This is a genomic window from Nocardia sp. NPDC059229 (genome assembly GCF_042754165.1).
In the GTDB taxonomy this organism is placed as follows: Bacteria; Actinomycetota; Actinomycetes; order Mycobacteriales; family Mycobacteriaceae; genus Nocardia.
Genome location: NZ_JBHZAK010000001.1, coordinates 735,050 through 761,585 on the forward strand (window position 1 = coordinate 735,050; position 26,536 = coordinate 761,585).

The 26,536-nt window shown below is 67.7% G+C and carries 20 protein-coding genes, 2 tRNA genes and 1 pseudogene; 10 read left to right on the forward strand and 13 right to left on the reverse strand.

All coding sequences use genetic code 11. From position 1 onward, the window contains the following. Positions 1-7 precede the first annotated feature (7 nt). Positions 8-2,779, reverse strand: a complete 2,772-nt coding sequence (locus ACFXHE_RS03450; protein ID WP_379379367.1) for a helix-turn-helix transcriptional regulator — start codon at positions 2,777-2,779, stop codon at positions 8-10. A gap of 144 nt (positions 2,780-2,923) precedes the next feature. On the opposite strand from ACFXHE_RS03450, the gene ACFXHE_RS03455 reads away from it, so the two are divergent. The 3 genes from ACFXHE_RS03455 to ACFXHE_RS03465 all read left to right on the forward strand — a co-directional run bounded on the left by ACFXHE_RS03455 (position 2,924) and on the right by ACFXHE_RS03465 (position 5,504). Beyond that, positions 2,924-3,763, forward strand: a complete 840-nt coding sequence (locus ACFXHE_RS03455) for an oxidoreductase (protein ID WP_379379369.1) — start codon at positions 2,924-2,926, stop codon at positions 3,761-3,763. A 54-nt stretch (positions 3,764-3,817) separates the two neighbouring features. Next, positions 3,818-4,675 (forward strand): SDR family NAD(P)-dependent oxidoreductase, encoded by an 858-nt coding sequence (locus ACFXHE_RS03460; RefSeq protein ID WP_379379371.1) that lies wholly within the window; start codon positions 3,818-3,820, stop codon positions 4,673-4,675. 61 nt (positions 4,676-4,736) lie between these two features. After that, positions 4,737-5,504 (forward strand): SDR family NAD(P)-dependent oxidoreductase, encoded by a 768-nt coding sequence (locus ACFXHE_RS03465; protein ID WP_379380364.1) that lies wholly within the window; start codon positions 4,737-4,739, stop codon positions 5,502-5,504. A 284-nt stretch (positions 5,505-5,788) separates the two neighbouring features. Here ACFXHE_RS03465 and ACFXHE_RS03470 read toward each other — a convergent pair. The 4 genes from ACFXHE_RS03470 to ACFXHE_RS03485 all read right to left on the reverse strand — a co-directional run bounded on the left by ACFXHE_RS03470 (position 5,789) and on the right by ACFXHE_RS03485 (position 9,268). Then, positions 5,789-5,862: transfer RNA gene (locus ACFXHE_RS03470), tRNA-Met, on the reverse strand. Positions 5,863-5,926: 64 nt separating this feature from the next. Then, positions 5,927-7,924 (reverse strand): YhgE/Pip family protein, encoded by a 1,998-nt coding sequence (locus ACFXHE_RS03475; protein WP_379379373.1) that lies wholly within the window; start codon positions 7,922-7,924, stop codon positions 5,927-5,929. A gap of 93 nt (positions 7,925-8,017) precedes the next feature. After that, the gene (locus ACFXHE_RS03480; protein WP_379379375.1) at positions 8,018-8,776 is read right to left on the reverse strand and encodes a PP2C family protein-serine/threonine phosphatase; all 759 of its coding nucleotides are present in this window, start codon (positions 8,774-8,776) and stop codon (positions 8,018-8,020) included. A gap of 418 nt (positions 8,777-9,194) precedes the next feature. After that, positions 9,195-9,268, reverse strand: a tRNA-Met gene (locus ACFXHE_RS03485). A gap of 532 nt (positions 9,269-9,800) precedes the next feature. Between ACFXHE_RS03485 and ACFXHE_RS03490 the strand changes: the two genes are divergently transcribed. Next, on the forward strand, positions 9,801-10,334 hold the full coding sequence (locus ACFXHE_RS03490; RefSeq protein WP_379379377.1) for a transglycosylase family protein: 534 nt from the start codon (positions 9,801-9,803) through the stop codon (positions 10,332-10,334). 88 nt (positions 10,335-10,422) lie between these two features. Here ACFXHE_RS03490 and ACFXHE_RS03495 read toward each other — a convergent pair whose 3' ends face one another. Next, positions 10,423-11,283, reverse strand: coding sequence for an NAD(P)H-binding protein (locus tag ACFXHE_RS03495; RefSeq protein WP_379379379.1), 861 nt, complete (start codon positions 11,281-11,283; stop codon positions 10,423-10,425). A 121-nt stretch (positions 11,284-11,404) separates the two neighbouring features. Here ACFXHE_RS03495 and ACFXHE_RS03500 point away from each other — a divergent pair, with 121 nt between their 5' ends. After that, entirely contained in the window at positions 11,405-12,541 is a 1,137-nt protein-coding gene (locus tag ACFXHE_RS03500) for an Lrp/AsnC family transcriptional regulator (protein ID WP_379379381.1), read from the forward strand. A gap of 103 nt (positions 12,542-12,644) precedes the next feature. Here the strand turns inward: ACFXHE_RS03500 and ACFXHE_RS03505 are convergent, their stop codons facing one another. Further along, the gene (locus ACFXHE_RS03505; RefSeq protein WP_379379383.1) at positions 12,645-15,629 is read right to left on the reverse strand and encodes a UPF0182 family protein; all 2,985 of its coding nucleotides are present in this window, start codon (positions 15,627-15,629) and stop codon (positions 12,645-12,647) included. A gap of 180 nt (positions 15,630-15,809) precedes the next feature. On the opposite strand from ACFXHE_RS03505, the gene ACFXHE_RS03510 reads away from it, so the two are divergent. After that, positions 15,810-16,418 (forward strand): PPA1309 family protein, encoded by a 609-nt coding sequence (locus ACFXHE_RS03510; protein WP_379379384.1) that lies wholly within the window; start codon positions 15,810-15,812, stop codon positions 16,416-16,418. Positions 16,419-16,424: 6 nt separating this feature from the next. Here ACFXHE_RS03510 and ACFXHE_RS03515 read toward each other — a convergent pair whose 3' ends face one another. After that, complete coding sequence (locus ACFXHE_RS03515; RefSeq protein ID WP_379379386.1) at positions 16,425-17,450, reverse strand: PDZ domain-containing protein; 1,026 nt, start codon at positions 17,448-17,450, stop codon at positions 16,425-16,427. A gap of 85 nt (positions 17,451-17,535) precedes the next feature. On the opposite strand from ACFXHE_RS03515, the gene ACFXHE_RS03520 reads away from it, so the two are divergent. From ACFXHE_RS03520 to ACFXHE_RS03530, 3 genes are all read left to right on the forward strand, one after another. Next, positions 17,536-18,954 (forward strand): zinc-dependent metalloprotease, encoded by a 1,419-nt coding sequence (locus tag ACFXHE_RS03520; RefSeq protein WP_379379388.1) that lies wholly within the window; start codon positions 17,536-17,538, stop codon positions 18,952-18,954. 111 nt (positions 18,955-19,065) lie between these two features. Further along, positions 19,066-19,926, forward strand: coding sequence for a hypothetical protein (locus ACFXHE_RS03525; RefSeq protein WP_379379390.1), 861 nt, complete (start codon positions 19,066-19,068; stop codon positions 19,924-19,926). Positions 19,927-19,970: 44 nt separating this feature from the next. Next, positions 19,971-21,359, forward strand: coding sequence for an ABC1 kinase family protein (locus ACFXHE_RS03530; RefSeq protein WP_379380366.1), 1,389 nt, complete (start codon positions 19,971-19,973; stop codon positions 21,357-21,359). An 81-nt stretch (positions 21,360-21,440) separates the two neighbouring features. Here the strand turns inward: ACFXHE_RS03530 and ACFXHE_RS03535 are convergent, their stop codons facing one another. The 3 genes from ACFXHE_RS03535 to ACFXHE_RS03545 form a co-directional block, all read right to left on the reverse strand. Next, positions 21,441-21,782, reverse strand: a complete 342-nt coding sequence (locus ACFXHE_RS03535; RefSeq protein ID WP_379379392.1) for a WhiB family transcriptional regulator — start codon at positions 21,780-21,782, stop codon at positions 21,441-21,443. Between the two features lie 112 nt (positions 21,783-21,894). Beyond that, positions 21,895-22,257 (reverse strand): hypothetical protein, encoded by a 363-nt coding sequence (locus ACFXHE_RS03540; RefSeq protein ID WP_379379394.1) that lies wholly within the window; start codon positions 22,255-22,257, stop codon positions 21,895-21,897. A gap of 154 nt (positions 22,258-22,411) precedes the next feature. After that, positions 22,412-24,568, reverse strand: coding sequence for an ATP-dependent DNA helicase UvrD2 (locus ACFXHE_RS03545; protein ID WP_379380367.1), 2,157 nt, complete (start codon positions 24,566-24,568; stop codon positions 22,412-22,414). Positions 24,569-24,658: 90 nt separating this feature from the next. On the opposite strand from ACFXHE_RS03545, the gene ACFXHE_RS03550 reads away from it, so the two are divergent. Beyond that, positions 24,659-25,876: a low temperature requirement protein A gene (locus ACFXHE_RS03550; RefSeq protein ID WP_379379396.1), complete on the forward strand. Its 1,218-nt coding sequence runs from the start codon at positions 24,659-24,661 to the stop codon at positions 25,874-25,876. Here ACFXHE_RS03550 and ACFXHE_RS03555 read toward each other — a convergent pair. Together ACFXHE_RS03555 and ACFXHE_RS03560 are read right to left on the reverse strand one after the other, a co-directional pair. After that, on the reverse strand, positions 25,839-26,300 hold the full coding sequence (locus ACFXHE_RS03555) for a MarR family winged helix-turn-helix transcriptional regulator (protein ID WP_379380369.1): 462 nt from the start codon (positions 26,298-26,300) through the stop codon (positions 25,839-25,841). The two genes, ACFXHE_RS03550 and ACFXHE_RS03555, sit on opposite strands and share 38 nt — an antisense overlap. Beyond that, a pseudogene (locus ACFXHE_RS03560) lies at positions 26,300-26,536 on the reverse strand (hypothetical protein); the annotation flags it as partial. The pseudogene ACFXHE_RS03560 and the gene ACFXHE_RS03555, both read right to left, overlap by 1 nt.

Genomic DNA, 26,536 nt, shown 5'->3' on the forward strand with positions numbered 1-26,536 from the left:
CTCTGGATCAGCGAGGGGAAAGGGCACTGTCGAGCTCGCGCCGGGAGGAGACTCCCAACTTGGTGAATACCTTGCGCAGGTGCCACTCGACTGTGCGGGGACTGATGAACAGCTCGGCGCCGATCTCCGCGTTCGCGTGTCCGGCTGCGGCGAGCCGGGCGATCTGCGTCTCCTGAGGAGTGAGGTCCGGTGTATCGACCGTCCGTTTGCGGACGGTCTCGCCGGTGGCGAGCAACTCCCGTCGAGCCCGTTCGGCGAACGCCTCCATATCCATGGTCACGAATGCCTGATGGGCGGTGCGGAGTTCGATACGTGCTTGCGCCCGCCGGTTCCGGCGACGCAGCCATTCGCCGAGGAGCAGCCGAGTGCGGGCTTCGAGGACGCCGAGCCCGCCTTCGCCGAAATGGTCGATGGCCTCGCGATAGCGTTCTTCGGAGCGCTCGGTCGCGCCGGGCTCTTCGGTGAGCGCCTCGGCAAGCGCGCGTGCCCCTTTGGCCCAGGGTGTGGCCGTCTCGGCCCAGTCGGCCAGTTGATCGCGAGCCTCGGCTGCGATGGAGTGTTCGCCGACACGAACGGCCGCTTCGACGAGTTCGCACAGCGCCCAATGATGCAGGGCGAAGTCCCGGAATTCGAGGGCGGACCGGGCGGCTTCCAGTGCGGCCGAATAGTTTCCGAGACCGTTGTGGAGAACCGCACGGGCACAGCCCGCGACGCCGAGGAGCCGACCCAGCCCGCGCTGCCGACCGTCGCGTTCCATCATCTCGATCGAGCTCACCGCCTGTCGTTCGCGTCCCCGGTACGCGCTGAGCATGGCCGGCGTGACCGTGGACCCGCTGGTTCGCATGGATTCCTCCGCGGCCGCCGCTTCGGCCAGCAAGTCCCGGGTCTCGGAGAATCGCCCCGCGTGGATCAGGGCGATGATGCGATAGGTCAGCGAGGTCGGGATGAGCGACAGCGTTCCGGTCGCTCGGGCGGTGGTGGCGGCACGCTCGGTGACGCTGAGACAGGTCTGGAGGTCTCCCAACTCCACCGCGGCGGCCACCGCCAGCCACAGCACCCCGGCTTCGCCGTCGACGGCGTACTCGTCCAATGCCTTTCGCAGAAAGGGAGCCGCGGCACCTGAACCATCGGTGGACCAGGTGACGAACGCACGCAGGAAGGCCGCCTCCGTGTCGTCTCCGGGCGGCAAGGAGCGGGCGGTCTCGACCGTCAGACGCAGACCGTCAGGTTCGACCCGGCCGGCCCACATGGCCGCGCCGAGCGCGGACAGGCATGTCTCACGTGCGGCGGCCGGAGCGACATCCTGCAGCTGGGTGGTCGCGGCGAGCAGCGACTGCACCGCACCGAGCCCCGGTTTGGCCATATACGACGCCAGCGCTCGCAACCGCGTGGCCTCGGCCTGGTGCAGCCGGTCCAGTGGACTCAGTTCGGCGGCGGCGAGCAGATCGGGCACTTGGGAGGGCACACCCGCCGCGAGGTAGGTACCGGCGGCCGCCAGCGCACGACGCGCCCGCTCATCCCGATCGGGACTCAGTGCGGCAGCGCGTTCCAGAAAGCTCGCGGCGGCCGCTCTACCGCCGCGCGCCAGGGCTCGGTCGGCCGAGCGCTCCAGCGCGGCCGCGACTTGCTCGTCCGGCCCCACCGCGGCGTGGGCCTGGTGCCAGGCGCGCCGGTCCGGATCGCGTTCCTCGTCGGTGGCCTCGGCGAGCGCCCGGTGCGCGGCGCGCAGCGTAGCGGCATCGGCGCCGCGCCACAGGGCCGAACGCACCAGCGGATGACGGAACCGCACCGGGGCGGACAACGTGATCAGATCCGCGGCCTCAGCCGGTGCCGCGGCTTCGAGCCCGATGCCGAGCAGGCCCAGGGCGCGCCACAGCAGCGGGCCGTCGCCGACCGGCTCGACGGCCGCGACCAGTAACAAGGTGCGGGTGTCGGGCGGCAGTGCATCGATCCGACGGCGGAAGCCGTCCTCGACCCGTGTCGCCAATGGCGCGCCGCCTGGACCGCCGAAGCCGAAAGCCAGCTCTGTCGGCGACAGACCACGCGGAAGTTCCAGCAGCGCAAGCGGATTCCCGCTGGTCTCCGCGACGATCCGATCTCGCACGCGAGCATCGATCGGTCCGGGCAGTGCACTGTCCAGCAGTGCCCGAGCGTCCGCGTCGGCGAGACCACGGATCGGGAGATCGGGCAGACCGGAAAGTCCTTCATCCGCCGACACATCGGTTGCGCGCACAGCGAAAACCATTGCCACCGACTCGGTGTCGAGCCGCCGCGCGACGAACGCCAGGATCCGCTGAGACATCAGATCCAGCCATTGCGCGTCGTCGATCAGACACAGCAGCGGAACTTCGGACGCGGCCTCGGCGAGCAGGCCGAGCACGGCCATCCCGACCAGCAGCATCTCGGGTGGATTCCCCGCGCTCAGCCCGAAGGCGACCCGCAACGCGTCCTGGTGGACCTGCGGCAGCCGGTCGAGGTGGGGCAGCAGTGGGGCGCAAAGGCGTTGCAGGGCTGAATATGCGAAGTCGGCCTCTGCTTCGACTCCGGCCGTGCGAACCGTCTGCATGTGGTTTGCGTGTGCGGCCAGGTGATCGAGCAGCGCCGACTTTCCCACACCGGCCTCGCCGCGCAGCACCAGTACCGCGCTGTGACCGTCGCGCACTTCACGCACTAGCCGGTCCAACGTGTCCAGCTCCCGAAACCGACCGATTAGCTGGTGTTTCACGTCCTGCCGCATGTCACCCCCGGTAGAAGGTCCTCCCGGAGGAGCTTCGCCCATCCTACGAACTGCCGGAAACCGTATCGATCAGTGGTTCGCCGAGTGCCGTGGTGACTCAGCGCCAGATGACTGATGTGCGATGCCCCCAACCGAGGCGACAGTGGTCCCACCGGCTTATCGGCACAAATTCGAAAGGGGCTGAATATGTCTCGTACATGGATGATCACCGGCGCTTCCAGGGGCTTCGGTCGGCGCTTGGCGGAAGCGGTTCTGGCCGGCGGAGACCAGGTGCTCGCCACGGCGCGGCGACCGGAACAGCTGGCTGATCTGGTCGCCCACTACGGACCACAGGTTCGGACAGCGGCGCTGGACGTCACCGACGCGGATGCCGCCCGAGCCGCGGTGGACAGTGCGGTGGCGGCGTTCGGGCGACTGGATGTGGTGGTGAACAACGCTGGATACGCGAACAGCGCACCCATCGAGGAGATGTCCGAGAAGGACTTTCGCGCGCAGTTCGAGGCGAACTTCTTCGGAGTCGCGAACGTCACACGGGCCGCGCTGCCGGTGCTGCGCAAGCAGCGGTCGGGAGTCTTCGTGCAGTTCTCGTCTCTGGGCGGACGAGTCGGTGGCACCCCGGGTATGGGTGCCTACCAGAGTGCGAAGTTCGCCGTCGAGGGCTACTCGGAGGTGCTGGCCAGTGAGGTGGCCCCGTTCGGGGTGAAGGTGATCATCGTCGAACCGGGCGCGTTCCGAACCGACTGGCAAGGCTCGTCTATGGAGCTGTACCCGGTGGGGCCCGACTACGAGGAAACCGTCGGCGCGATGAACCGGTACCGACAGGAGAACAACGGTACGCAGCCCGGCGATCCGGCCCGTGCTGCCCAGGTGATCATCGACGTTGTCGGCCACGATGATCCGCCACGTCGGCTGCTGCTCGGCGCCCAAGCCGTAACAGCGGCCCTCAAGGCCGGCATCGACCGCTCCGACGAGACGCGGAAGTGGGCCGAGGCCAGCGCCGCCGCCGACTTCCCGCCGGGCGAATAACGGCATCCGCTACTTACCGATCACAACCACTTCGCTTCGCAAGGAGTACTTTTCATGAGCCGTAAGACCTGGTTGATCACCGGCGCTTCGAGCGGGCTGGGCAAGGCGCTTGCCGAATATGTCCTGGCCCGTGGGGATCACGCCGTACTGGCCGCGAGTTCGACGGCCAGCACCACAGAATTGGCATCGCGTTACCCGGAAACCGCACTGGCACTCCAGCTCGACGTCACCGATGCCGAGCACCGCGTCAATGGAGTCCGGGCCGCCCTCGCCCGCTTCGGCGCGATCGACATCCTCGTGAACAACGCCGCGATCGACTTCATCGGCGGCTTGGAGGAACAGGACGAATCCGATTACCGCAGGCTGTTCGAGGTCAACTTCTTCGGAGCCGTCGCTCTGACCCGCGAAGTGCTCCCCAGCATGCGTCAGCGTCGCGCGGGTGTCATCGTCAACGTGTCCTCGATGGACGGCTTCGCCAGCTTGCCCGCGAACGGCTACTACTCGGCGAGCAAATTCGCACTCGAGGGGTTCACCGAAGCCCTCTGGCAGGAGATCGAACCGCTGGGACTGCACGCCATGGTGATCCAGCCCGGTTCCTTCCGCACAGGGATCGAGCACCGCACGAAATCCTCCGGCCAGCCGATCGAGGACTATGCGGCTACGGCCGGTGCCTTCCGACAAATATTGGCCGGCATCACCCCCGAGATGTTCCCCGGCGACCCGACGAAGGCCGCCGAAGCCATCTACGCAAGCGCGACGTCGTCCGAGCGCCGTCATTGGGTCGTCCTGGGCAGCGATGCCCAGCGCAGGATCGGAGTCAAGCTCGACCAGCTTCGAGCTGAGTTCGACGCCGGCAAGGACCTCGCGCTGAGTACCGACTTCCCGGGAAGCGCCGAGAACGCCGTCCTTTGAAATCGATATCCAACAATCGGGAGCAGAAATGGAACTGAATCTCGGCGGAAAGCGCGCCTTGGTGACCGGCTCGAGCGCCGGACTTGGCGAGGCGACCGCGAGACTGCTGGCCGCGGAGGGGGCGGCGGTGATCGTGCACGGCCGCGACGAGGCCCGGACAAGTCAGGTCGCCGACGCCATCCGTTCGACGGGTGGCGTTGCGACGGAGGTGCTCGGGGACCTCAACACCGACGCCGGTGCGGACAAGGTCGTGGAAGCCGCTCTCGCCGACGGCCCGGTCGACATCCTGGTCAACAACGCTGGCTTCTACCGCCACTTGTCGTGGGCCGATGCGACCGCGAAGGAATGGGTGTCCACCTACAACACCAACGTCGTTTCGGGCGTGCGCATGATCCAACGTCTCGTGCCGCAGATGCGCGAACGAAGTTGGGGACGAGTGATCACGATCGGCGGCGGACTCGCTTCACAGCCGATGAACACCCACCCCCAATACAACGCGACACTCGCAGCCCGACACAATCTCGCAGTCTCACTCGCCCGAGAGCTGAACGACACCGGAGTCACGTCCAATGTGGTATCGCCGGGCGCAATCCTGGTGGAGGCAACGAAGGACTTGGTGACCGGCATCGGTCCCGCCCGTGGCTGGGGCGACACGTGGGAACAGATCGAACCCAACGCGGTGAATTCGCTCATCCCCAACGACCGCGGGCGCTTCGGCAAGGCTGAGGAGATCGCCGCAGCAGTCGCGTATCTGTGCAGCGACTACGCCGAATACATCAGTGGCGCAACAATTCGCGTCGACGGTGGCCTCATCAAGGGCGCCTTCTGAGGACGGTGCGAGACACCCGAGAAACCACCCAGACCGAAAGATCGTGGACGTCAACGAACTCAACCTGGGCAACCGTCTAGGACCAATTGGCTGGCAACCCAGCGATCACAGTCCCACCGGTTCCGCTGCGTTCCGCTCGATATCAGCTGGTAGCGACGCATTTCACTGGCGCTCGGGCGACCATCGGCACAGTCGAATCCGGATGATGCCAAATCCGTTGCCACGAACCTCGATAAAAGTTGAGGGCGGTCCTGAAACCTACTGGTCAGGACCGCCCTCGTTTGTAGCGGGGACAGGATTTGAACCTGCGACCTCTGGGTTATGAGCCCAGCGAGCTACCGAGCTGCTCCACCCCGCGTCGGTGAATACAACATTACACACGAGTGGGGAAGGGAACCTAATCGACTGGTCAGAGCCGGTTTTCAGGGGCGGGAGGGAATCGGGTGCAGGGGTTCGGGGGTGCGATCGGCGGGGGCCGGATCGGGTACGGAGGCGGCTAGGTACCGGGTGGCGATCATGATCGCCAGGGCGGCGGCGAGGATGAGGAGCAGGACCGTGATGGAGGTCCAGAACATGCGGTCGTAGAGCGCGATGTCGGTGCGGATGATGGCGCGGCGGGCGAATGTCATGGGGGCGATGTCTTTGAAGGGGCGGAACAGGAGTGGGGTGGTGCCGGCGGGGAAGACGCCGCCGAAGGCGAAGATCTGGAACATATAGAAGGAGAAGGCCGCGATGGAACCGGCCACTCGGCCGAAGAGCACGACGAACAGTTGAGCCGTCACCGCTGCCACCAGGCCGACGAGGGCGATGACGGCGACCATGGCGGGCCACTGTTGCGGGGACCAGCCGAGCCAGCTGCCGTAACCGGCGGCGAGGGCGGACAGGGCGATGACGCACGCCGCGCCGACCGCGGTGCCGCGCAGGACGGGGCCCACGGCGCGCCGCCAGGGTGAACGGCCGCGAGCGGCTCCACGCAAGGGGCGCACCAGCATCCACAGGACAACGGCCGCGAGGAAGGAGCCCATCACGACGAGCACGGGGCCTGCGCCGCGGGCGATCTCCTTGTGGCTACGGTCGCCGTCGCGGACGAGCTGGCTGGGTTCCTGATTGCGGATGTCCATGGTGACTGGCTGGGCCATGACGTCGGCCGAGGCGTTGGGGTCGGCGATGTGGGGTGCGGCGGCCGCACCGTCGCGCAGACCGTTGTCGAGCTGGGTTGCGCCGTCGCCCAATTGGGTGACGCCCGCCCTGAGGTCGCGGCCGCCGGCGACCAGCTGGTCCAGGCCCGTGGACAGGTCGTTCGCGCCGCTGCCGAGTTGTGCCGTGCCGTCACGCAATTGGGCGCTGCCGTCGGCGAGGGCCAGCACGCCGGAGCGGTAGTCGGCCTTGGGATCGGTGAGCTGCCGGGCCAATTCCTTTGTGCCGTCGCGCAACTGGGTCAGCTGGCCGACGAGCGAATCGGGGTCGTCCGGCCGGACCTGGCCGATGAGGCTCTTCAGCTGGGTGACCGCGTCGGCCACCGCGGGGTCCGGGTTCCTGCTCAACTGGTCGAACAGCGGATCGAGCTGGGTCGCGAGCCGTCCGGCGGGTTGGAGGGCGTCCAGCAGTGGCGTGACGACCTGGTCCACACCATCGCGGATCTGCCGGGCTCCGGAGCCGAGTTGATCGGTGCCGGTGACCAATTGGTTCGCGCCGTCGGCGAGCTGGAGCGCACCGGTGTGGAGCTGGCCAGTGCCGGTCGCGAGTTGCGCCGCGCCGGTGGCAGCCTGATCGAGTCCGGCGGTCAGCTGGTCGGAGCCGTCGGCGAGCTGAGTGGTGCCCTGGGCCAATTGGGTCGCCCCCTTGGCGGCATCGCCGAGGCCGGAGCCGAGACTGTTCACGCCGACCAGGATCTGACCGGCGTATCCGCGCCCGATGGTGGCCGCGATCTGGTTCTGCGCCTCGGTGACAACGCTATTGGCCACGGCCGGTCCCAGCGTGCCGTTGAAGTCGTTGTACCAGACCATGATCCGAGCATGCTGCGGCGCGGGATCGGTCACGCTCAGCACGTTCCGGGTGAAGTCGGCGGGAATGACGACCGAGAAGGCGTACCGGCTCTCCCGCAGCCCGCGCACCGCTTCCGCGCTGCTGACCCGGTGGAACTGGAGTTCACCGCTGGACACCAGATTGTCGAGAATCTCGGTGCCCATGTTCTGGGCCTTGCCGTCGGAGATGCCGCCGGCATCGTCGCTGGCGACCGCGACCGGAATCTGCTTCAGGTACAGCTCCGGATCCCACATGATCCACATGTAAACCGCCGAGACCAGTGTCGGCACCACCAGGAGCAGCACGATCGCGGCGCGTGCGAACGTGGATCCCCACGGCTTGCGCCGGAGCAGACCGGCGAGGCGACTGCGGATGGATGTCGATCTGTCTGCCACGGCGAACCCCGATGCTGCGCACTGCCAAAGTCGGGCCCAAGCTACCTGGTCACCCGTCCAGAATGTGCGATTTCGGGGAAATACCCGCCCGGCTCAGCGGCTCGCGTCCACCACCAGTGCGGTGGTGTTGTCGGTGCCGCCGCGATCGAGGGCCGTCCCCACCAGCGCCTCCGCCGCCTGACCCGCCGAAGTCCCGTGGGACAGAATCGACTTGATGATCGGCATGCCGAGCTTCTTGCCCACCCCATCGGTGCACAGCAACAGCCTGCCCGCGCTCGACCCGGTGGCCGCGCGCCCGATCTCACCCGGCTGCACGGTCCGCACCGAGGTCGTAACGAGATGCCGCATCCCTGGCAGCGGGTCGTGCCCGCGCCCCCGGAAGTACTCGGCGACAGTGTGATCGGTGGTCATGCGGTGCAGGACCCGGCCGTTCCACCGGTAGGCCCTACAGTCACCCACCCAGGCGATATCGCACGGGCCGTCCAGCTGACCACTGCTCGGCAGCACCGCGACCACCAGCACGCTGTCGGCGCTCGACTCGGGTAGCTCCCGCAGCAATTCCCGCTGCGCCGCCAGGATTCCGGCCTGTGCACCGTCCCCGACCGCCGCGCGCGCCGCGGCCTGCGCCACCAGCCGCGCCGCCCGGGCCGCCGCCAGATGATCCCCCACCCCATCGGCCACCACGAAAGCGCTCCGCCCCAGCCGGGCATCGGTGAACGTGGCGAACGCGTCCGCATTGATCGTGCGCCGCCCCAGCCGGCTCACCCCCGCCCCGGCCACCAGGCCGAGCCGCGCCTGCGCATCGGCGTCGACAGCGGCGACATCTCCCACCTCGATGGCTTCGGTGTGCACGACCGGACCTCCTGGGACTCCGTCTCACGGGGTGCTGTCCTGCAGCACTACCTCATTCAACGACCGAAACCCAAGCTCCGCTCCCGAAATGTCTGTGTGCTTGCTGAGTAATTCGAGAGGTTCACGAACGAGGTGCTACGCCGCGACGCGTAGCACGGATGCCGCCTGTGCGCGGATGTATCCGCAGGCCGCCGCGGCGTTGACTCGGACGAGATCAACGCCGCCCTACTGGCCTTCCTCGACAAGGTCGGCTGACACAAATTCCGCGCGACTTCCCGCCCGCCCCTGATACTCCGGTGGAGACCCCGGCCTGGCCTCCTGAGGCGACACATCGGGTTGGATGCTCGCCGGCATGAACGGGAGAGTCTCGAATATGCGAAAGGGCCCGGAACCTGATGGTTCCGGGCCCTTCGCTTTGTAGCGGGGACAGGATTTGAACCTGCGACCTCTGGGTTATGAGCCCAGCGAGCTACCGAGCTGCTCCACCCCGCGTCGGTGAACACAACATTACACACGGGCTAGGAGATGCACCAAATCGGCTGGTCAAGCCAGGTTCTGGAGCGGAAGACAGCCGGGTGAGCGAGGGTGGCGGAGCGAAGCAGACCGGATGATTGCCTTAAAGCGGAGTGATCAGGGTGAAAATCTTCCATTTGAGAGTCTCGCGCGCACGTTGGTCGCTCATTTGAGCATGAAACGTGACCGGAGTCACAAATTCCTGGTGAGTTGAATCACATCACGGCCAGATAACAGACCGCTCGGGATTGGCATTTGCAGCATAGCCAACCTGCATCAACGCCGTTTTTCGGGTCATTCGCTTCATGCAATTCTGAAGTTATCAAGACGTGATCTGCCGAGATTTACTCGTTATCGTCAGTTGCGGCCCGGATCAAACCTGAGATGGGCTCCGACCCGAACCGCTGCACTCCGGAAACCCTGTCCCGCGGTCGGGCACCCCGACTCCTGGGGACAGGGACACGGCGGAGCATTTGCGCCGGGCCGGTCGGCACAGGGAGGGAAAAACACCATGAAACAGAACCGGAAGATCAACACTCGCGTCCTCGGCTTCGCCGCCGTCACCGGCGCACTTGTTGCCGTCCCGTTCGGCTTCACCGCAACCGCCTCCGCCGCCCCGACCCACGACTGGGACGGCGTCGCCCAGTGCGAGAGCGGCGGCAACTGGGGTATCAACACCGGCAACGGCTACTACGGCGGTCTGCAGTTCTCGCAGAGCACCTGGGCCGCCAATGGCGGCGCCGGCCTCGCCTCCAATGCCAGCAAGGCCGAGCAGATCCGCGTGGCCGAGAACGTGCTGTCCACCCAGGGTGCCGGCGCCTGGCCGGTGTGCGGCCAGTACCTGCGCTCGGGCATCAGCGAGCCCGAGCCCCAGGCCGCCCCGGAGTCCCCGGCTCCCGTCCCCGCCCTCCCGACCGATCGCCAGGCCGCCATCGACCAGGCCAAGAGCGTTGCCGGCGGCCTCGCCCAGCAGTTCGGCGTGCAGGACCAGTACAACCAGGTTCTCCAGTCCAACGCCGCCCTCATCGAATCCTGGGGCAAATAACCCGAGTCTCCTTCCCATACCGGAAGAAATGGAAAGGTGCTGCGTCAATGGCGACGCAGCACCTTTCGCTATTTGGAGGCAACAATTCTTATTGTGCGGCAGTAAATTCCGCACCATTATCGAGAGCCCATTCCTGAAAGGTTCGCGGTGACCGGCCCGTGACCTCCGCGACCGTCGGGTGCACCACCGAGGTGAAGGACTCCAGCGCCGTGGCGCGCAGGGCCATGATGGCCGTGGCCAGCTCCGGCTCCACCCCGAAGCGCAGCAGATCCGCTCGCGCCCGGTCGGCCGAGATCTCCTCGAATCGCAGTGGGCGACCGAGGATTTCGGCGAGGGTCGCGGTCTGCTCGCCCGGGGAGAGCGCCTGCGGACCGGTGACCGTGTAGACCTGACCGGCATGTCGCGCCGGGTCGGCGAGCGCTGCGAGGGCGACGGCGGCGATATCGCGGGGATCCACCACCGCGATGCGGCCCTGGCCGAAAGGCGCACGGACGGTGGCGGATTCGCGGATCGAGGGCGCCCAGTGCAGCGCGTTGGACATGAATCCCATGGGGCGCACCATGGTCGACGCGACCCCGCTCGCGCGCACCGCGTCCTCGCCGGCGCGATGCCAGGCGGGGATCGGGTCGGTCGCGGCCGCGTCACCGGCTCGCCCCGAGGACAGCTTGACGATGTGCTCAGCCCCCGCAGCCGCCGCGGCCCGGGCGAGATTCGCATCGTGCGTGGGGATCTCGGGGCCCGCGGTCGACAAGAAGACGCCGCGGACACCGGCCAGCGCGGCGGGCAGGCTGTCCGCGTCGCCGAGATCGGCGCGCACGACCTCCACACCGGCGGGCAGGCCGGCCGCCTCGGGGCGGCGGGTGACGGCCCGCACCGGCAGGCCCTCGGCCAGCAGCCGATCGACCACCGCGCGGCCGACGGTGCCGGTGGCTCCGGTCACGAGAAACATGGGTACTCCGTTCGTCGGTGGGGGCGGGTGTGTCCCGCTCCTTCATCCTGCGAACGGCGCGGAATAGCGGCTATCCAGTGCCATCGGATTGCATACATTTTCCGCATCAGCCTGATCTGCGATGATTTCTTCCATGCTGGACGAGGTGGAACGCGGCGTTGTCCATGCCCTGCACATCGATGGACGCGCGCCCTTCAACCGCATCGGCGAGGTGCTCGGTGTCTCGACCCAGACCGTCGCCCGCCGCTACCGCCGCCTGCGCGCGGAGTTCGGGCTGCGGGTGGTCGGGCTGCCGGACCCGGGGCGCACCAGCACCACCCAGTGGCTGGTCCGGCTCACCTGCACCCCGGCGGCCGCGCGAAAATTGGCGCACGCCTTGGCGAAACGCGGCGACACCAGCTGGGTGATGCTCACCTCCGGCGGCACCGAAATCTTCCTCATCGTCGACGACCCCGGTCCCGACGCACCCGCGCTGCTGCTCGACGACCTTCCCCGAACCTCGGCGATCACCGGCATCTCCGCGCACTACGTATTGCACACCTACCTCGGCGGCCCGACCGCCTGGCCCGGTCGACTCACCACGCTGGACGCCGAGCAACGCCGGAAACTACTGTCACACAACATTTTCAGCCCTGATGAGCCGTCGGTCCCGGGCGCAGCGAACTCATCCGCCGACAACCGCCGCCCGGTTCCGACGACCGAGACGGAGGGACCAGCCGGGCACGCCGAGATACACGGCTCAGACTCGTCCGGTTCCAGTCGACAGTCGAATTCCCGGGCCGGCGTTCGCAAACCGGTCTCCACCACCGACGCGCCATTGTTCTCCGCATTGCGTGCCGACGGCCGCGCGACCTTGGCGGACCTGGCTGCCGCCACCGGCTGGTCGCAGTCCACGGTGGCGCGGCGCATCGCCGACCTGCGTGCTGCCGGCGCACTCTATCTGGATGTCGACATCGACGATCGCGCCTTCGGCGTCACCACCCGCGCCCTGCTGTGGGCGGCCGTCGCTCCGGGTCAGCTCGACGCGGTCGCCGAATCCCTCTCCCAGCACGAGGAATTGGCGTTCGTCGCCGCCACGACCGGCCGCACCAACCTGATCGCCGAGGCCCTCTGCCCCGACCCGGCCGCACTGCACCGCTATCTGACTCGCCGCCTGGGATCCTTCGACGCCATCCACGCGCTCGAGACCACCCCGGTGCTCTCCACGGTCAAGTCGACCGCGCCTCCCACTGCGCTCACCTCTCGACCGGGTCGCTGAAATCGGAAGCGCCCCAGCCACACCAGCACCTCGAGACATCGAGCCCAGGAATGCGAAAGGCGCTGTCACCCAGAGGTGACAGCGCCCCGCGCTAACGGGTCAGTTACCCACCCGTCTTCTCGTAGTTGTTCACAGCGGTCTGCAACTGCTCCAGCGCCTTGCCCAGTTGGCCCAGGTCACCGGACTTCTGCGCGTCCTGAACCGCCTTCAAGGCGTCGTCGAGTTGCTTGACCGCCGCATCCCTACCGGCGGACCCGGTGGCCGGGGGTGTCACCGGCGTGGTCGGCGGCGTCGCGCCCTGGGCCGGCGGGGTGGCCGCCTGTCCCGGCTGATCGGTTGCGGCACTGCCGGTTCCGGGCAGCACCTGGTCGAGCGCTTCCTTGACCGTCGATCCGTAGCCGACCTTGTCGCGGTAGCTGGCCAGCACCTTCACCAGCTGCGGGAAGGACGGCGCATTGGGCCCGCCGGTATTGCGTTCCAGGTACCAGGGTTCGACGTACAGGATGCCGCCGTCGCCGACCGGCAGGGTCAGCAGATTGCCGTATTTGATCTTGTTGACATTGCCACCGGTCAACAGGTTCCGGTCTCGGGACACTTGATCGGCCGTCGTCATGGACGTCTGCGTCTGGCCCGGGCCCGGCGTCTGTGAATCCGGGGGCAGCTTCAAAACGGTGATCTTGCCGTAGTTGTCGGGATCCGAATGCGCCTGGATGTAGGCGGACAGGAAGTTCCGCTTGTAACCCACCATCACACTGGTCAGGTTGAACTGCGACTTTCCGGTCTTCGTATCACCGAGCAGGACGTAGTACGGCGGTTGATGCGCCCCGCTGGCCGCGCCCTCCTGGGTCGGATCATTGGGCACCGACCAGAAGGCGTTGTTGGTGAAGAACTCTCGCGGATCGTCCACGTGGTACTTCGCCAGCATCTCGCGCTGCACCTTGAACAGGTCCTCCGGGTAGCGGAAGTGCGCGCGCAGCTCGTCGGAGATGGCGCTCTCCGGCTTCACCGCGTTCGGGAACACACCCATCCACGCCTTCAGCACCGGATCGGTCTTGTCCACCTCGTACAGGCTGACGGTGCCGTCGTACGCATCGACGGTGGCCTTCACCGAGTTCCGGATGTAGGAGACCTCCTTGCGGGGTAGTAGACGCCCCGTGGTCTGGTCGATGGAGTCTTCGACGACGCCGTCCAGCGAGGTCTTCTGCGCGTACGGGTAGTTGTCGAGGGTGGTGTAGGCGTCCACGATCCAGACGATGCGGCCCTTCACCACGGCCGGGTACACATCGCCGTCGGCGGTCAGCCACGGCGCCACCTGGGTGACACGGTCGCGCGGATTGCGATTGAAGATGATCTTCGAATCCGGTCCGATGGCGCCCGAGAACAGGATGTTGCGCTCGGCGTACTTGGCCGCGAAGGCCAGCCGGTTGAACCAGTTGCCGAGCGGCACGCCGCCCGCGCCGTCGTAGGTGAACTGGTCGGTGGGGGTGTCGTATTCGCGCTTGGGCTGGTTGTTGCTGCCCACGATCGCGTAGTCGGCATCCGACTTGGCGATCAGCTCGCCGTAGTAGATGCGCGGCTGATCGACGGGGATGGCCTCCTTGGCCTTGTCGGTGAACAGGTCGCTGACCGTGGACAGGTCGCCGACATTGAACACCGGATAGCCGTAGCCGCCACCGGAATCGCTGCCCGCGGACTGCCCGGCCTGCTGGGATTCCTTGGGCGGGGCCGCGTTCACCTTGTTGGCGGGCGAGGCCACGAAGCCGTTGCCGTGCGTGTACACGGTGTGCTTGTTGATCCAGTCGGTCTGGTTACCGGACAGGTTCTGCGGCTGCAGCTCGCGCGCGGCCACGATGTAATCGCCCATCTCACCATTGATGGTGTAGCGGTCGATGTCCAGCGGGTCCGGGAAGCCGTAGAAGTTCTGCAGCTGCAGGTTGCGCTGAATGAAGGTCTGGGTCAGCAGGTTCGGGTCCAGCAGCCGGATGTTCTTGATGGTCTGCTGGTCTGCGGGCACCGTGACCGGGTCCTTGGTCGCCTCGCCCTTGTAGTTGACGTACTCGACCTTGTCGGAGGTGAGCCCGTAGGCCTCGCGGGTGGCCTCGATATTGCGCTCGATATAGGCCTGTTCCTTGGTGGCCGCGTTCGGGCGCACCGAGAACTGCTCCACCAGCAGCGGCCACACCGCGCCCACCAGCACCGAGGACAGCACCAGCAGCGCCGCCGCCATGGCCGGAATCCGCAGGTCGCGCAGCACGACTCCGGCGAAGAAGGCGATGGCGCAGATGACCGCGATGGACAGCAGGATCAGCTTGGCCGGCAGTACCGCGTTGATATCGGTGTAGGAGCCACCGGTGAAGGTCGGCTCCTTGCGGGTGCTCGACAGCAGCGCGTAGCGGTCCAGCCAATACGCGACCGCCTTGAGCAGCACGAAAAGTCCGGCCAGGATGGCCAGCTGCACGCGCGCCGAGGTGCTCAGCGTGCCCTCGCGGCCGGACAGCCGCAGCCCGCCGAAGACGTAGTGCGCCACCAGGTTCGCGAAGAAGGCGATCACCACGGAGACGAACAGCCAGTTCAGCACCATCCGATAGAACGGCAGATCGAAGGCGTAGAAGCCGACGTCCAGATGGAACTGCGGATCCTTGACCCCGAAGGAGCTGCCGTGCAGGAACAGCTGCACCGTCACCCAGCTCGACTGCGCCACCAGACCCGACAGCACGCCGATGAGCACCGGGATGCCGATACCGAACAGACGCAGCCGGCTCATCACCGTGGTCCGGTAGCGGGCGATCGGATCGCCGGGTCCGTTCGCCGGCACGAAGACCGGACGCGACCGGTACGCCAGCAGCAGCGCCAGCCAGATGATGACGGCCACGACCACCGCGACCACCAGGAACAACAGGATCCGGGTGAACAGCACGGTGGTGTAGACGTTGCGGAATCCCACCTCCCCGAACCACAACCAGTTGGTGTAGGCGTCGGTGAGCCGGGGCCCGACCAGTAACAGGGCGGCCAGCACCAGGGCCGTGACCAGCAGAATGCGGCTGCGTCGCGACAACGAAGGTAAGCCGGTCGGGGGGCGCATGCCCACGATGCCACTCTCCCAGGGTCCGGCGACGCCCCGGCCGGGATACCGGCACGCAGCGTCGCAGTCCGATGATGCGAGTTGGTCCCAGGGGACCGTTCGCGCCCCACTCTACGTAAAACGCCCGCCGCGCGGCCGAACACCTGCCGCGTGGGCCCGACACGAGCGGGATGCGAGGATTGCCGGGTGAATCCAGAGCAGTGGGCGGCCTCGGCCCTGTACCGGTGTATCCGGGAAGTCGCGGAATATGTCGACGGCGAGGGCTGGGACCGCCCTCCGCAGATGTTCGCCCTGGTACCGACCGCGGATCTGGCCGCCGCCGAACCCGGCCTGCTGGATCAACTGGACGAGCAGGACGCCCTGACTCCCATTGCGCAGGAACCCTTCCCCGAGGACATCGCGGGCGAGGCCGACGCCATCGCGCTCGACGAGTTCCTCGCCACCACCAGCTGGCCGCCGTCGGTCGCGGGCTGTGTGCTGGTACAGCAGATCGTGGTGCTGCCGCCGGCCGCCGAGCAGACCCTCGACGATGCCATCGCTCCCCTGCTCGCCGACCGCGACGCCGCCGACCAGGCCGCCCGCCGCGCGGCCATGACCCACGCCGAGCGCCGCGACGCCCGCCTGTTCGTCGGTGTCCTGCGCGACGGCACCTCGCTGTCGCTGCTGCAGGTCCGCCCCAGCGAGGAGGACGAGGATCCCTTCGGCGACCTCGATCTGCGCACCGCCCCCAACCTCGCCCCGAATCTCGTCGAAGCCCTGCGCCACACGCTGGAGAACGATCCCGACGACTTCTGAACGAGGTCAGCCGCAGCTGGTGACTTCCTTGCCCGCGTTGATGTCCTCGAGCGATTGGACTGCGCCGGACAGGTTTTCGACCTTGACCAGGCGCAGGCCCGCGGGCGTGCGCTGAGCGGCCTCGTTGCAGTTGGCGGCGGGGACCATGAAGGTCTCGGCGCCGGCTTCGCGGGCGGCGATCATCTTGTACTGGATGCCGCCGATCGGGCCGACCTTGCCGTCGGGGTCGATGGTGCCGGTGCCCGCGACGAACTTGCCGCCGGACAGGTCACCGGTGGTGAGCTTGTCGATGAGGGCCAGGGTGAACATGAGGCCCGCCGACGGGCCGCCGATCTCGCCGAGGTTGAAGTCGACCTTGATCGGGCCCTTGTTGATCTCGTCGGGAGTGATGCCGAGGTAGCCCTTGCCGGAATCGTCGGGGCGCGCGCCCAGGGTGATCTCGGCGGTCTGCTCGACGCCGTCGCGGCGGACCACCACGGGGATGGTGGTGCCGGGCTTGGCCGAGGAGACCGCGGTCACAACGTCTTTGGTGGTGGCGATCGGCTTACCGTCGATGCTGACGATCTCGTCGCCCTTCTTCAGCATGTCCTTGGCCGGGCCGTCGTCGGCGACATTCGCCAGCTGCACCGCGGTCGGCAGCTTCAGATAGTTGAGGGCCGCCAATTCCGCGGAGTCCTCGGAATCCTTGAACTGCTGCTGATTGGATTTGTCGACATCATCACGCGACTGCCCCGGGGGATAGACCTCCGCGCGCGGCACCAAACCATGCTGGCCGTCGATCCACAAGCCGATCGCCTCGAAAATGTTCAGCCGATCGCGAACGGAGACGGTCGTCATATTGAGATTGCCGGAGACCGGTTTCACCGCCGCGCCCTGCACGTCGACCACCTGTTTTCCGTCGACTTCGCCCAGCGTATTGAAGGTCGGCCCTGGTCCGAGCGCCACGAACGGAACGGTGACGACACTGCCAAGTATGCCCAGCGCCAGAATCGGGACCAGAGCGGCGAGCAGGGTGAATATCCGACGGTTCACGCGGCCAAGGGTACTGGTCATCGAGGCCATTGCCGCGCTCCGCTCGGCGGTTCGCGTGGTCCGCGGCTCCAGTACCGTAGTGGGTATGAGTGATTTTCCGTTCGGATTCTCGAATCGCGACGACGATCCGGAGCGCAAGCCCGGGGACGAGTCCAGCGGTTCTGGTGCGAACAACCCGTTCGGATTCGCCATGGGCGGTCCGGGCGGCGGCGGATTCGATCCCTCGCAACTCGGTCAGATGCTGACGCAGCTGGGTGCCATGTTCTCGAGCATGGGACAGCCGGGCGCACAGACCGGTCCGGTCAATTACGACATCGCCAAGCGGCTGGCCCGCCAGCAGCTCGGGTCCAGTGTCCCGCCCGTCTCGTCCGGCGCGCAGAGCGCGGTCGCCGACGCGGCGCACCTGGCGGAGCTGTGGCTCGACGCCGCCACCACCTTCCCCGCGGGCGCGACCAAGACCGTCGCGTGGACCGCCAACGACTGGATCGAGGAGACGCTGCCCACCTGGAAGCGGCTGTGTGATCCGGTGGCCGAACAGGTTTCGGGCATGTGGACCGCCACACTCCCGGCCGAGGCCAAGGAATTCGCGGCGCCGATGTTCGGAATGCTCGGCCAGATGGGCGGACTCGCATTCGGTTCGCAGCTGGGCCAGGCCCTGGGCCAGCTCGCCAAGGAGGTGCTGACCTCCACCGACATCGGCCTGCCGCTGGGTCCCGACGGCACCGCGGCACTGCTGCCCGCGGCCATCTCGGAATTCAGCGCCGGGCTCGAGCAGCCGGAGAGCGAGATCCTGGTCTACCTGGCCGCTCGCGAGGCCGCGCACCAGCGGCTGTTCGCGCACGTGCCGTGGCTGCGCCAGCAGGTGCTGGGCGCGGTCGAGGATTACGCGCGCGGCATCAAGATGGACTTCTCGGCCATCGAGCAGGCCGCCCAGAACCTGGATCCCATGGCGCTGGCGCAGGATCCGTCGAAGCTGGAAGAGCTGCTGTCGCAGGGCACGTTCGAACCGCAGACCACCCCCGAGCAGAAGGCCGCGCTGGAGCGACTGGAGACGCTGCTGGCCCTCATCGAGGGCTGGGTGGAGACCGTGGTCACCGACGCCGTGGGCGATCGGCTGCCCGGTGCGGGCGCGCTGGCCGAGACGCTGCGCCGTCGTCGCGCCACCGGCGGGCCGGCCGAGCAGACCTTCGCGACCCTCGTCGGCCTGGAGCTGCGGCCGCGCAAGGTGCGCGAGGCCGCGGCGCTGTGGCGGCGGCTGACCACCGACGCCGGGCTGGAGAAGCGCGACGGCGTGTGGGCGCACCCGGACCTGCTGCCCGACTCCTCCGACCTGGACGCCCCGGCGGGCTTCATCGATTCGGTGCTGGGCGGCGGCGCGGCGGTGTTCGACGATCCGCTGGCGCAGCTGGCCGAGACGGAGGCGCGGGAGCGCGCCGAAAAGGAAAAGGAAGGCAAGGGCGAGGACTCCACCGGCGACAAGCCCGAGGGCGACGCCACCGCCTGACCTGTGGATGGGTACAAGGCCCTGACCCGAGTTGTGGATAACCCGTGAAAGCGCTGATGAACAAGCGTTTTCGCGGGTTTCGGCGTTTCCGGGAGCATGCACGCTGATGGCATGACCACTGTGCTGCCGACCCGTGGACCGATGCTCCATCCCCGAATCACCGTACTGGTGCGCCCGAATGGCGCGGTCCAGCTCGGGTGGGATCCCGAGCACGCGGTCATCCTGCAACCGCCGGGGCCGATCGAGGCGGTACCCGCGCTGCTGCGGCTACTGGACGGGTCCCGCACCGAGGCCGAGATTCTCTGGCAGGCCCGGGAATTGGGATTCGGGACCGATATCGCGCAGTCGCTGCTCGAGCAGATGGCGGCCGCGGAGCTGCTGGCCGCGGATGAGCCGCGCGCACGGTTGCGGAAGGTGCGGGTCCACGGCCGCGGGCCGCTGGCGGACGCACTGCTGGACGGCCTGCGCCGAATCGGCCTGCGGGCCAAGCACTCCCACGCGCGCTACGGAGAGCCGGGCATCGAGAGTCTCGAGGCGGACCGGCCGGATCTGCTCGTGCTGTCCGACACCCTGGTCCCGGATCCGGCCCTGGTGGCCGCGCTCATGCGCCGCCGCATTCCTCATCTGCAGGTCCGTATCCGCGATGGGCGCGGGATCGTCGGCCCGCTGGTGCTCCCGGGCGAAACCGGTTGTCTGCGTTGCGCGGACCTGTATCGCGCCGAGTCCGAACCGGCGTGGCCGCAACTGGCGGCACAGTTGCTGGGGCGGGTCGGGTACGCGTCCCCGGCGGCGGTGGCCATGACCGGGGCCCTGGCGCTGAAGGAGATCGAGACCGTGTCCTTCGGCCGGGCGGAGCATCCACCGGCCACCCTGCATGCCACGCTCGAATTGGATCCGGAGATTCCGCACCTGGATCGGCGTCCCTGGCCCGTCCATCCGAACTGTGGTTGCCATGAAAACGCGGTGGTGTGATGGAAACCACTATCGCCGCCAACCCGGAAGAACACCCCAATCCCATGGCGGACCGTCTGGGACATCGGCATGATGGGAACGTGTCAGAGATTGTGAGCAAGCGCTCTTCCCGCAATGCCAAGCTGGCCAAGATTCCACTCGGCATCGCAGGGCGGGCGGCCGTGGGTTTCGGCCGCAAACTTGCCGGGGGAGACAAGCAGGAGATCAACGCCGAGCTGAATCAGAAGGCCGCCGAACAGCTCTTCGCCGTGCTCGGTGAGCTCAAGGGCGGCGCCATGAAGTTCGGTCAGGCGCTGTCGGTGATGGAGGCCGCCGTCCCGGAGGAGTTCGGCGAGCACTATCGCGAGGCGCTCACCAAGCTGCAGGCCGCCGCGCCGCCCATGCCGGCCGCGGCCGTGCACCGGCAGCTGGACCAGCAGCTGGGAACCGGCTGGCGGCAACGATTCCGGGAATTCGACGACGCGCCCACCGCCTCGGCCAGCATCGGCCAGGTGCACAAGGCGATCTGGTCCGACGGCCGGGTGGTCGCGGTGAAAGTGCAGTACCCGGGTGCCGACGAGGCGCTGCGCGCCGATCTCAAGACGCTCAACCGGATGGCGGGCATGATGAGCGCGCTCATTCCGGGCGCCGACATCAAGCCGATCCTCGCCGAGATCAGTGAGCGCACCGAGGAGGAGCTGGACTACCGGATCGAGGCCGGGCACCAGCGCCAGTTCGCCCGGGCCTACGAGGGGCACCCGCGCTTCCTGGTGCCGAAGGTGGTGGCCAGCGCACCGAAGGTGATCGTCACCGAGTGGCTGGACAATGCCACCCCGGTCTCGAAGATCATTCAGCGCGGCATGGCGGACCCGGCCGGCACGGTCGACCTGCGCAATCAAACGGCCTCACTGATGGGCGAATTCCATTTCAGCTCACCGTCGATCGCGGGCCTGCTGCACGCCGATCCGCATCCGGGCAATTTCATGGTGCTCGAGGACGGCCGCCTCGCGGTCATCGACTACGGCGCCTGCGCTCCCCTGCCCAATGGCTTCCCCAAGATCCTGGGCCAGATGGTGGCGCTCGAGGTCCAGCAGCGTTACGACGAGCTGACGGCACTGTTGCACGACAACGGCTGGGTCATCCCGGGCAAGACCGTGAGCATCCAGGAGATCCAGGACTACCTGCGTCCCTTCACCGACCCCATCAAAACCGAAACCTTCCACTTCACCCGCCGGTGGATGCAGCGCGTGGCGGGTAAGGCCACCGACATCTCCAACGCCGACATGATGAAAACCGCTCGCTCCCTGCAACTCCCCGCGGAACACGTGATGATCTTCCGAGTCCTCGGCGGGTCGGTAGGGATCTGTGCCCAGCTCGACGCTGAAATCCCCTTCATGAAGCTCATGAACGACTGGGTCCCCGGCTACGTCGAGACCCTCCGCGCCGCGAGCTGAATTTCCCTGCGACGCAAAACGACCCGCCTACCGTCTGGTAAGCGGGTCGTATGCGTTCTACTCCCCCGGAAGCCGGGGCGGTCATGCCACCGCGACCTTGCGCGGGCGGCCACGCGGGCGCTTGCGGGCGATCACGACACCCTGGTCGAAGATCTCACCGCCCCAGACACCCCAGGGCTCACCGCGATCCAGTGCGGCCGACAGGCAGCCCTGACGGATCGGGCAGGACGCGCACAGCGCCTTCGCCTCTTCCAGCTGGGCGGGGGCCTCGGCGAACCAGAGGTCCGGGTTGCCGACTCGGCAGGGCAGGGTGATGGTGACTCCCCGGCGGGTGCGGGTCGTCGTGTTGGCCACGGTGTTGCGGCATGTCACTCGTTCACGGATGACCGTGGTGGACACGTCGGGCTCCTTCAGCTCGTGCATCGGTCGTTCGGTGTTTCGCGAAACCGGTGCCGGTGGCTGCAGGGCCGATAAAACTTTGGCCACGGTTTCGCGGGGTTCGCGATCCGTGGCCAGGAGGTCTGGGAGTGATTCCCTACCTGAGTCGACTTCGGTGTCGACTCCTGATCACGGTCGCTGGGTCGGTAGTGCGGGGACGGGCTGCCAGCAGATGCACCGGACGCTCGGTTCCGGTTGCGACTGCGAGGGTTTCGACGGCCGCGTACACGGCAGCCGGGTGCCAGTCACCCTTGGGCTTGTCCTGCTTGATCACGATCTGCTGATCCGCTTGGGCTTTGCTTGCAAAGACCTGAAGACCAAGATCGCCATTCACGCCGGACATACGAATCCCCTTGGGCGCGAGGATCCCCCGGGAGACGGACGCGACGGACATGACACGTGCCGTCGCCGGACGGCCGGCGATGCTGCCGGTCGAAACGAAGCTCGAAATGTTGTTCATCGGTCTGCCTCCCTCCTTCACTCGTATGCGATCAGTGCTTGGAACACGCGGGTTCTTCCCCGGTGCGTGAGAACCACACTAGGTATCCATACGGATGCGCACAACCTATTTTTGACCTGCGGTTTTAGGGGCTTGCACACATTCTTCGCACGGACTAGGAAGAGTCCCGCAGCCGCGATCGGACGATCGCGAGGACATCCGCGCCGTATGTCTGCAGTTTTTTGGCCCCGATGCCGGGGATCGCCACCAGGGCTCGGTCGTCGGCCGGGCGCTGTTCGGCGATGGCGGTCAGGGTCGTATCGCTGAACACCACAAAATGTGGCAGTGACAGCTCCTCGGCCTTCTCGCGGCGCCATTCCCTCAACGCTTCCAGCAGTTCCGGGTCGATGTCGGCGGGGCAGCGCGAGCAGCGGCCGAGCATGGTGGCCTGCGTATTCAGCAGCGGCCGACCGCAAATGCGGCAGGTCGGGTGGACGCGCTTGGGACCGTTGCGGCGCTCGGTGGAGTGGGCGGCGATGCGCGAGGCCGGGGAGTCGTCGGGGACCAGGCCGATGAGGAAGCGGGAACGGCGGCGCACCTTGCGGCCGCCCGCGGAACGGGCCAGGGCCCAGGACAATTGGAGGTGTTCCCGGGCGCGGGTGACGCCGACGTAGAGCAGGCGGCGTTCCTCCTCGAGGGCGGCCTCGTCGGAAACCGTTGCGTCCGGGCCGAGTACGTACTGGATGGGCAGGGTGCCGTCGGCCAGGCCGACCAGGAAGACGGCGTCCCACTCCAGACCCTTGGCAGCGTGCAGCGAAGCCAGGGTGATGCCCTGCACGGTCGGTGGGTGCCGGGCCTCGGCGCGGGCGGCCAGCTCACGCAGCAGGCTGGTCAGTTCCAGATCCGGATCCTGTTCGGCGAGTTCCTCGGTGAGCTGGACCAGCGCCATCAGCGAGGACCAGCGTTCGCGGGCCTGGGCGCCGACCGGTTCCTCCTTGGTGAGCCCGACCTGGGCCAGCGCCGCGCGCACCAGGGTGACCAGCTGCTCGCCGCGGGCATCGGGCAGGTCGTCGCGATTGGCGGCCGTGCGCAGCGCCGACACCGCCTGCCGCACCTCGGGCCGGTGGAAGAAGCCCTCGCCGCCACGCACCTGATACGGGATGCCCGCCTCGGTGAGCGCCTGCTCGTAGACCTCCGATTGCGCGTTGATGCGGTAGAGGATCGCGATTTCCGCTGCGGGAACACCGTTTCCGAGCAGTTTCGCCACCGCCTTCGCGACGGCGGCGGCCTCGGCGGGCTCGTCGTCGAATTCGGCGAAGGTCGGTTCCGGGCCGTCGGCGCGCTGGCCGATGAGCTGCAGCCGGGTGCCCGCGATGCGGCCGCGAGCCGCACCGATCACCCGGTTGGCCAGCGACACCACCTGCGGGGTGGAGCGATAGTCGCGTTCCAGGCGGACCACGGTGGCGTCGGGGAAGCGGCGGGAGAAGTCGAGCAGATAGGCCGGGCTGGCACCGGTGAAGGAGTAGATGGTCTGGTTGGCATCGCCGACCACGGTCAGGTCGTCGCGATCGCCGAGCCAGGCGTCGAGCACCCGCTGCTGCAGCGGGGTGACATCCTGGTACTCGTCCACCACGAAACACCGGTAGCGGCCGCGGAACTCCTCGGCCACCGACGAATAGTCCTCGAGCGCGGCCGCGGTGTGCAGCAGCAGATCGTCGAAATCGAGCAGCAACCCGTCGGGGGTGTTCTTCAGGGCCTCGTAGTAGGTGTAGACCGCCGAGACCTTCTTCGCCTCGTAGGGCACATCGCGGTGCCGACGGGCCGCCTCGCCCGCATAGTCCTCGGGCGCGACGAGCGAGCCCTTGGCCCATTCGATCTCGCCGATCAGGTCGCGCAGGCTGTCGGTGTCGGTGGGCAGCCCCGCCCGGCCGGCGGCCTGGGCCACGATGGGGAACTTGCCGTCGATCAGCCGCCACGGCACATCGCCGACCACCTGCGGCCAGAAGTATTTGAGCTGCCGCAGGGCGGCGGCGTGGAAGGTCCGCGCCTGCACCTGCCCGGCCTCACCGCTCAAACCCAGTGCCCGCAGCCGATTCCGCAGCTCACCCGCCGCGCGGGCGGTGAAGGTCACCGACAGCACCTGGTCGGCGCGCACGTGCCCGGCCGAGACCAGGTGCGCGATGCGATGGGTGATGGTGCGCGTCTTGCCGGTGCCCGCGCCCGCCAGCACACAGACCGGTCCCCGGGGTGCGCGCACGGCCGCGGCCTGCTCGGCATCGAGGTCGTCGAGCCGGAGCTGGGCCTGGGTGGTCGCGGCAGTCACGCGCTCCATCATGACAGTGCCCTCCGACAGGTGTGGTGGCCCTCGGCGTGGCGGCACGGAAACTGGACGGTTGGGAAAAAGTCCGGTTAGCGTGCGGACGTGGTCGATGAGACGCGGGAGACGCATGAGACGCACGAACGTCATGCGAGTTGGATGGAATTGTTCTTCGACCTGGTGGCGGTCGCCGGGATCGGCCAGCTGACGCACCTGCTGCACCGCGGTCCGTCACTCGGCGACTTCGGGCTGTACGTGGTGCTCTACCTAGCGTTCTGGATGGTCTGGGCCTGCATCACGCTGTACGGCAATATCGCTCGGGACCAGGCGCGGGTGGTACTGATGCTGTCGGCCATGCTCGGCCTGGGACTGATGGCCGCGGCCGTCCCCGGCATTCCCGACCGGCACGCCACCACCTTCGCGGCGGTCTACGTACTGGTGCGGCTCGGATCCGAACATCTGTGGGGTCGCGGCAAGATCGTGGTCGACTGGCCGACGGTGCAGCTCACCATCGGCGTGTACCCGTGGATCATCTCGCTGTGGGTGGGCGAACCGGCGAAGTACTGGCTGTGGGCCGCGGGCCTGGCGCTGGATCTGTGGATCATGTTCGCGGTCAGCGGCGAGCAGATGCTGGCCGAGGCGCGCAAGCGGCTGCGCGCCCGATTGCAGCGGGCCGAGCGCAGCCCGCGCTTCGATCCCGATCGAGTGACGGAAATGGAAGCGGTGCACGCGGATCCGGCGCACCTGGGTGAGCGGCTCGGGCTGTTCGTGATCATCGTGCTCGGCGAGGGTGTCATCGGCATCATCACCGCGCTGGGTGGGCAACTGTGGACCGCTGCTGTACTGGGCCTGGCCTTCGCCGCGTTCGTGATCCTGGCCGGACTGTGGGCGTTGACCCTCCTGTTCGGTTTCGTGCCGCGCCTGATGACCGAGTCGATCGCCGCGGCCGACGAACCGTGGCAGCGCATCATGCTCACGCACTGCGGCATCACCGGCGGCCTGGCCACCCTCGCCGCCGGCCTGGGTCTGGCGATGGATCACACCCACGGACATCTGAGCACCGGTGTCGGCTGGGCGTTGTGCGGCGGTGCCGCATGCTATTTCGCGGTCGTCGGCCTGAGCGGCGTGCGCAGTGGCGCGGGTCGGCGCTGGATCCTGGCCTGGCCGCTGCCCTGCACACTGCTCGCTGTGCTCCTCGGCCTGTTCGCCTCACATCTGACAGCCCTGCCGCTGGTCTGCGCGGTGGCGGCGCTGGTGCTGTGGCCGCTGCTGTGGGAGACCTGGACTAGCCGCGGTCGCGGAGTTGGCGTAATGCCGCGGTGAAGTGGGGGGTGTGGTCGCCGAGGGGGGCGAAGAAGTCGCGGTCGCAGGTTTCGACGGCGCCGATGGCCCGATTGACCAGGGCCGCACCGGATTCGGTGGGAACGAGGGATTTGGCGCGGCGGTCGGTGGGGTGATCGCGCCGTTCCAGCAGGCCCTTCTGTTCCAGGGTGCGCAGCACCTGGGAGGTCATCATGGGGTCGGTGGCGGCGTGGTCGGCGAGGTCGCGCTGGGTGACGGGATCGCCGCCCGACCGGCTGGTGAGCCAGGTCAGGGCGGCGAGCAGGACGAATTGGACGTGGGTCAGGTCGAAGGGGGCCAGTACCGCGCGTTGCGCGGCCTGCCAGCGGTTGGTCACCTGCCAGAGCAAGAGACCGGGACTTTCGTCGGCGTGCTCGAATTCGGTGCGCAATCCGTCATTCGCCATCACTGCCCGACCATAGCGCGGGAGATGAGGTCGAAATCGTGGGCGGTGAGCTCGACCAGGCCGCGGCGCAGCACGATCCCCCAATTGGGGACGCTGGTCAGGTCGAGCTCGGTGCGCAGGTCGTCGATGGGGACCTGGCGGGCCGGGCGGGGGGTGTGGGCCCCCCCCCCCCCGGGGGGGGAGCCGCCCCCCCGCGCCCCGACCAGCCCGGGCCGGCCCACCGCGGCGGGGGCCCA

What these genes read in the sequence shown, in the direction of transcription:
- ACFXHE_RS03450 (WP_379379367.1), bottom strand. Translation starts at nt 2,779, where the DNA reads ATGGGCGAAGCTCCTCCGGGAGGACCTTCTACCGGGGGTGACATGCGG.
- ACFXHE_RS03455 (WP_379379369.1), top strand. Translation starts at nt 2,924, where the DNA reads ATGTCTCGTACATGGATGATCACCGGCGCTTCCAGGGGCTTCGGTCGG.
- ACFXHE_RS03460 (WP_379379371.1), top strand. Translation starts at nt 3,818, where the DNA reads ATGAGCCGTAAGACCTGGTTGATCACCGGCGCTTCGAGCGGGCTGGGC.
- ACFXHE_RS03490 (WP_379379377.1), top strand. Translation starts at nt 9,801, where the DNA reads ATGAAACAGAACCGGAAGATCAACACTCGCGTCCTCGGCTTCGCCGCC.
- ACFXHE_RS03495 (WP_379379379.1), bottom strand. Translation starts at nt 11,283, where the DNA reads ATGTTTCTCGTGACCGGAGCCACCGGCACCGTCGGCCGCGCGGTGGTC.
- ACFXHE_RS03500 (WP_379379381.1), top strand. Translation starts at nt 11,405, where the DNA reads ATGATTTCTTCCATGCTGGACGAGGTGGAACGCGGCGTTGTCCATGCC.
- ACFXHE_RS03520 (WP_379379388.1), top strand. Translation starts at nt 17,536, where the DNA reads ATGAGTGATTTTCCGTTCGGATTCTCGAATCGCGACGACGATCCGGAG.
- ACFXHE_RS03525 (WP_379379390.1), top strand. Translation starts at nt 19,066, where the DNA reads ATGACCACTGTGCTGCCGACCCGTGGACCGATGCTCCATCCCCGAATC.
- ACFXHE_RS03530 (WP_379380366.1), top strand. Translation starts at nt 19,971, where the DNA reads ATGGCGGACCGTCTGGGACATCGGCATGATGGGAACGTGTCAGAGATT.
- ACFXHE_RS03535 (WP_379379392.1), bottom strand. Translation starts at nt 21,782, where the DNA reads ATGCACGAGCTGAAGGAGCCCGACGTGTCCACCACGGTCATCCGTGAA.
- ACFXHE_RS03540 (WP_379379394.1), bottom strand. Translation starts at nt 22,257, where the DNA reads ATGAACAACATTTCGAGCTTCGTTTCGACCGGCAGCATCGCCGGCCGT.
- ACFXHE_RS03545 (WP_379380367.1), bottom strand. Translation starts at nt 24,568, where the DNA reads ATGGAGCGCGTGACTGCCGCGACCACCCAGGCCCAGCTCCGGCTCGAC.
- ACFXHE_RS03555 (WP_379380369.1), bottom strand. Translation starts at nt 26,300, where the DNA reads ATGGCGAATGACGGATTGCGCACCGAATTCGAGCACGCCGACGAAAGT.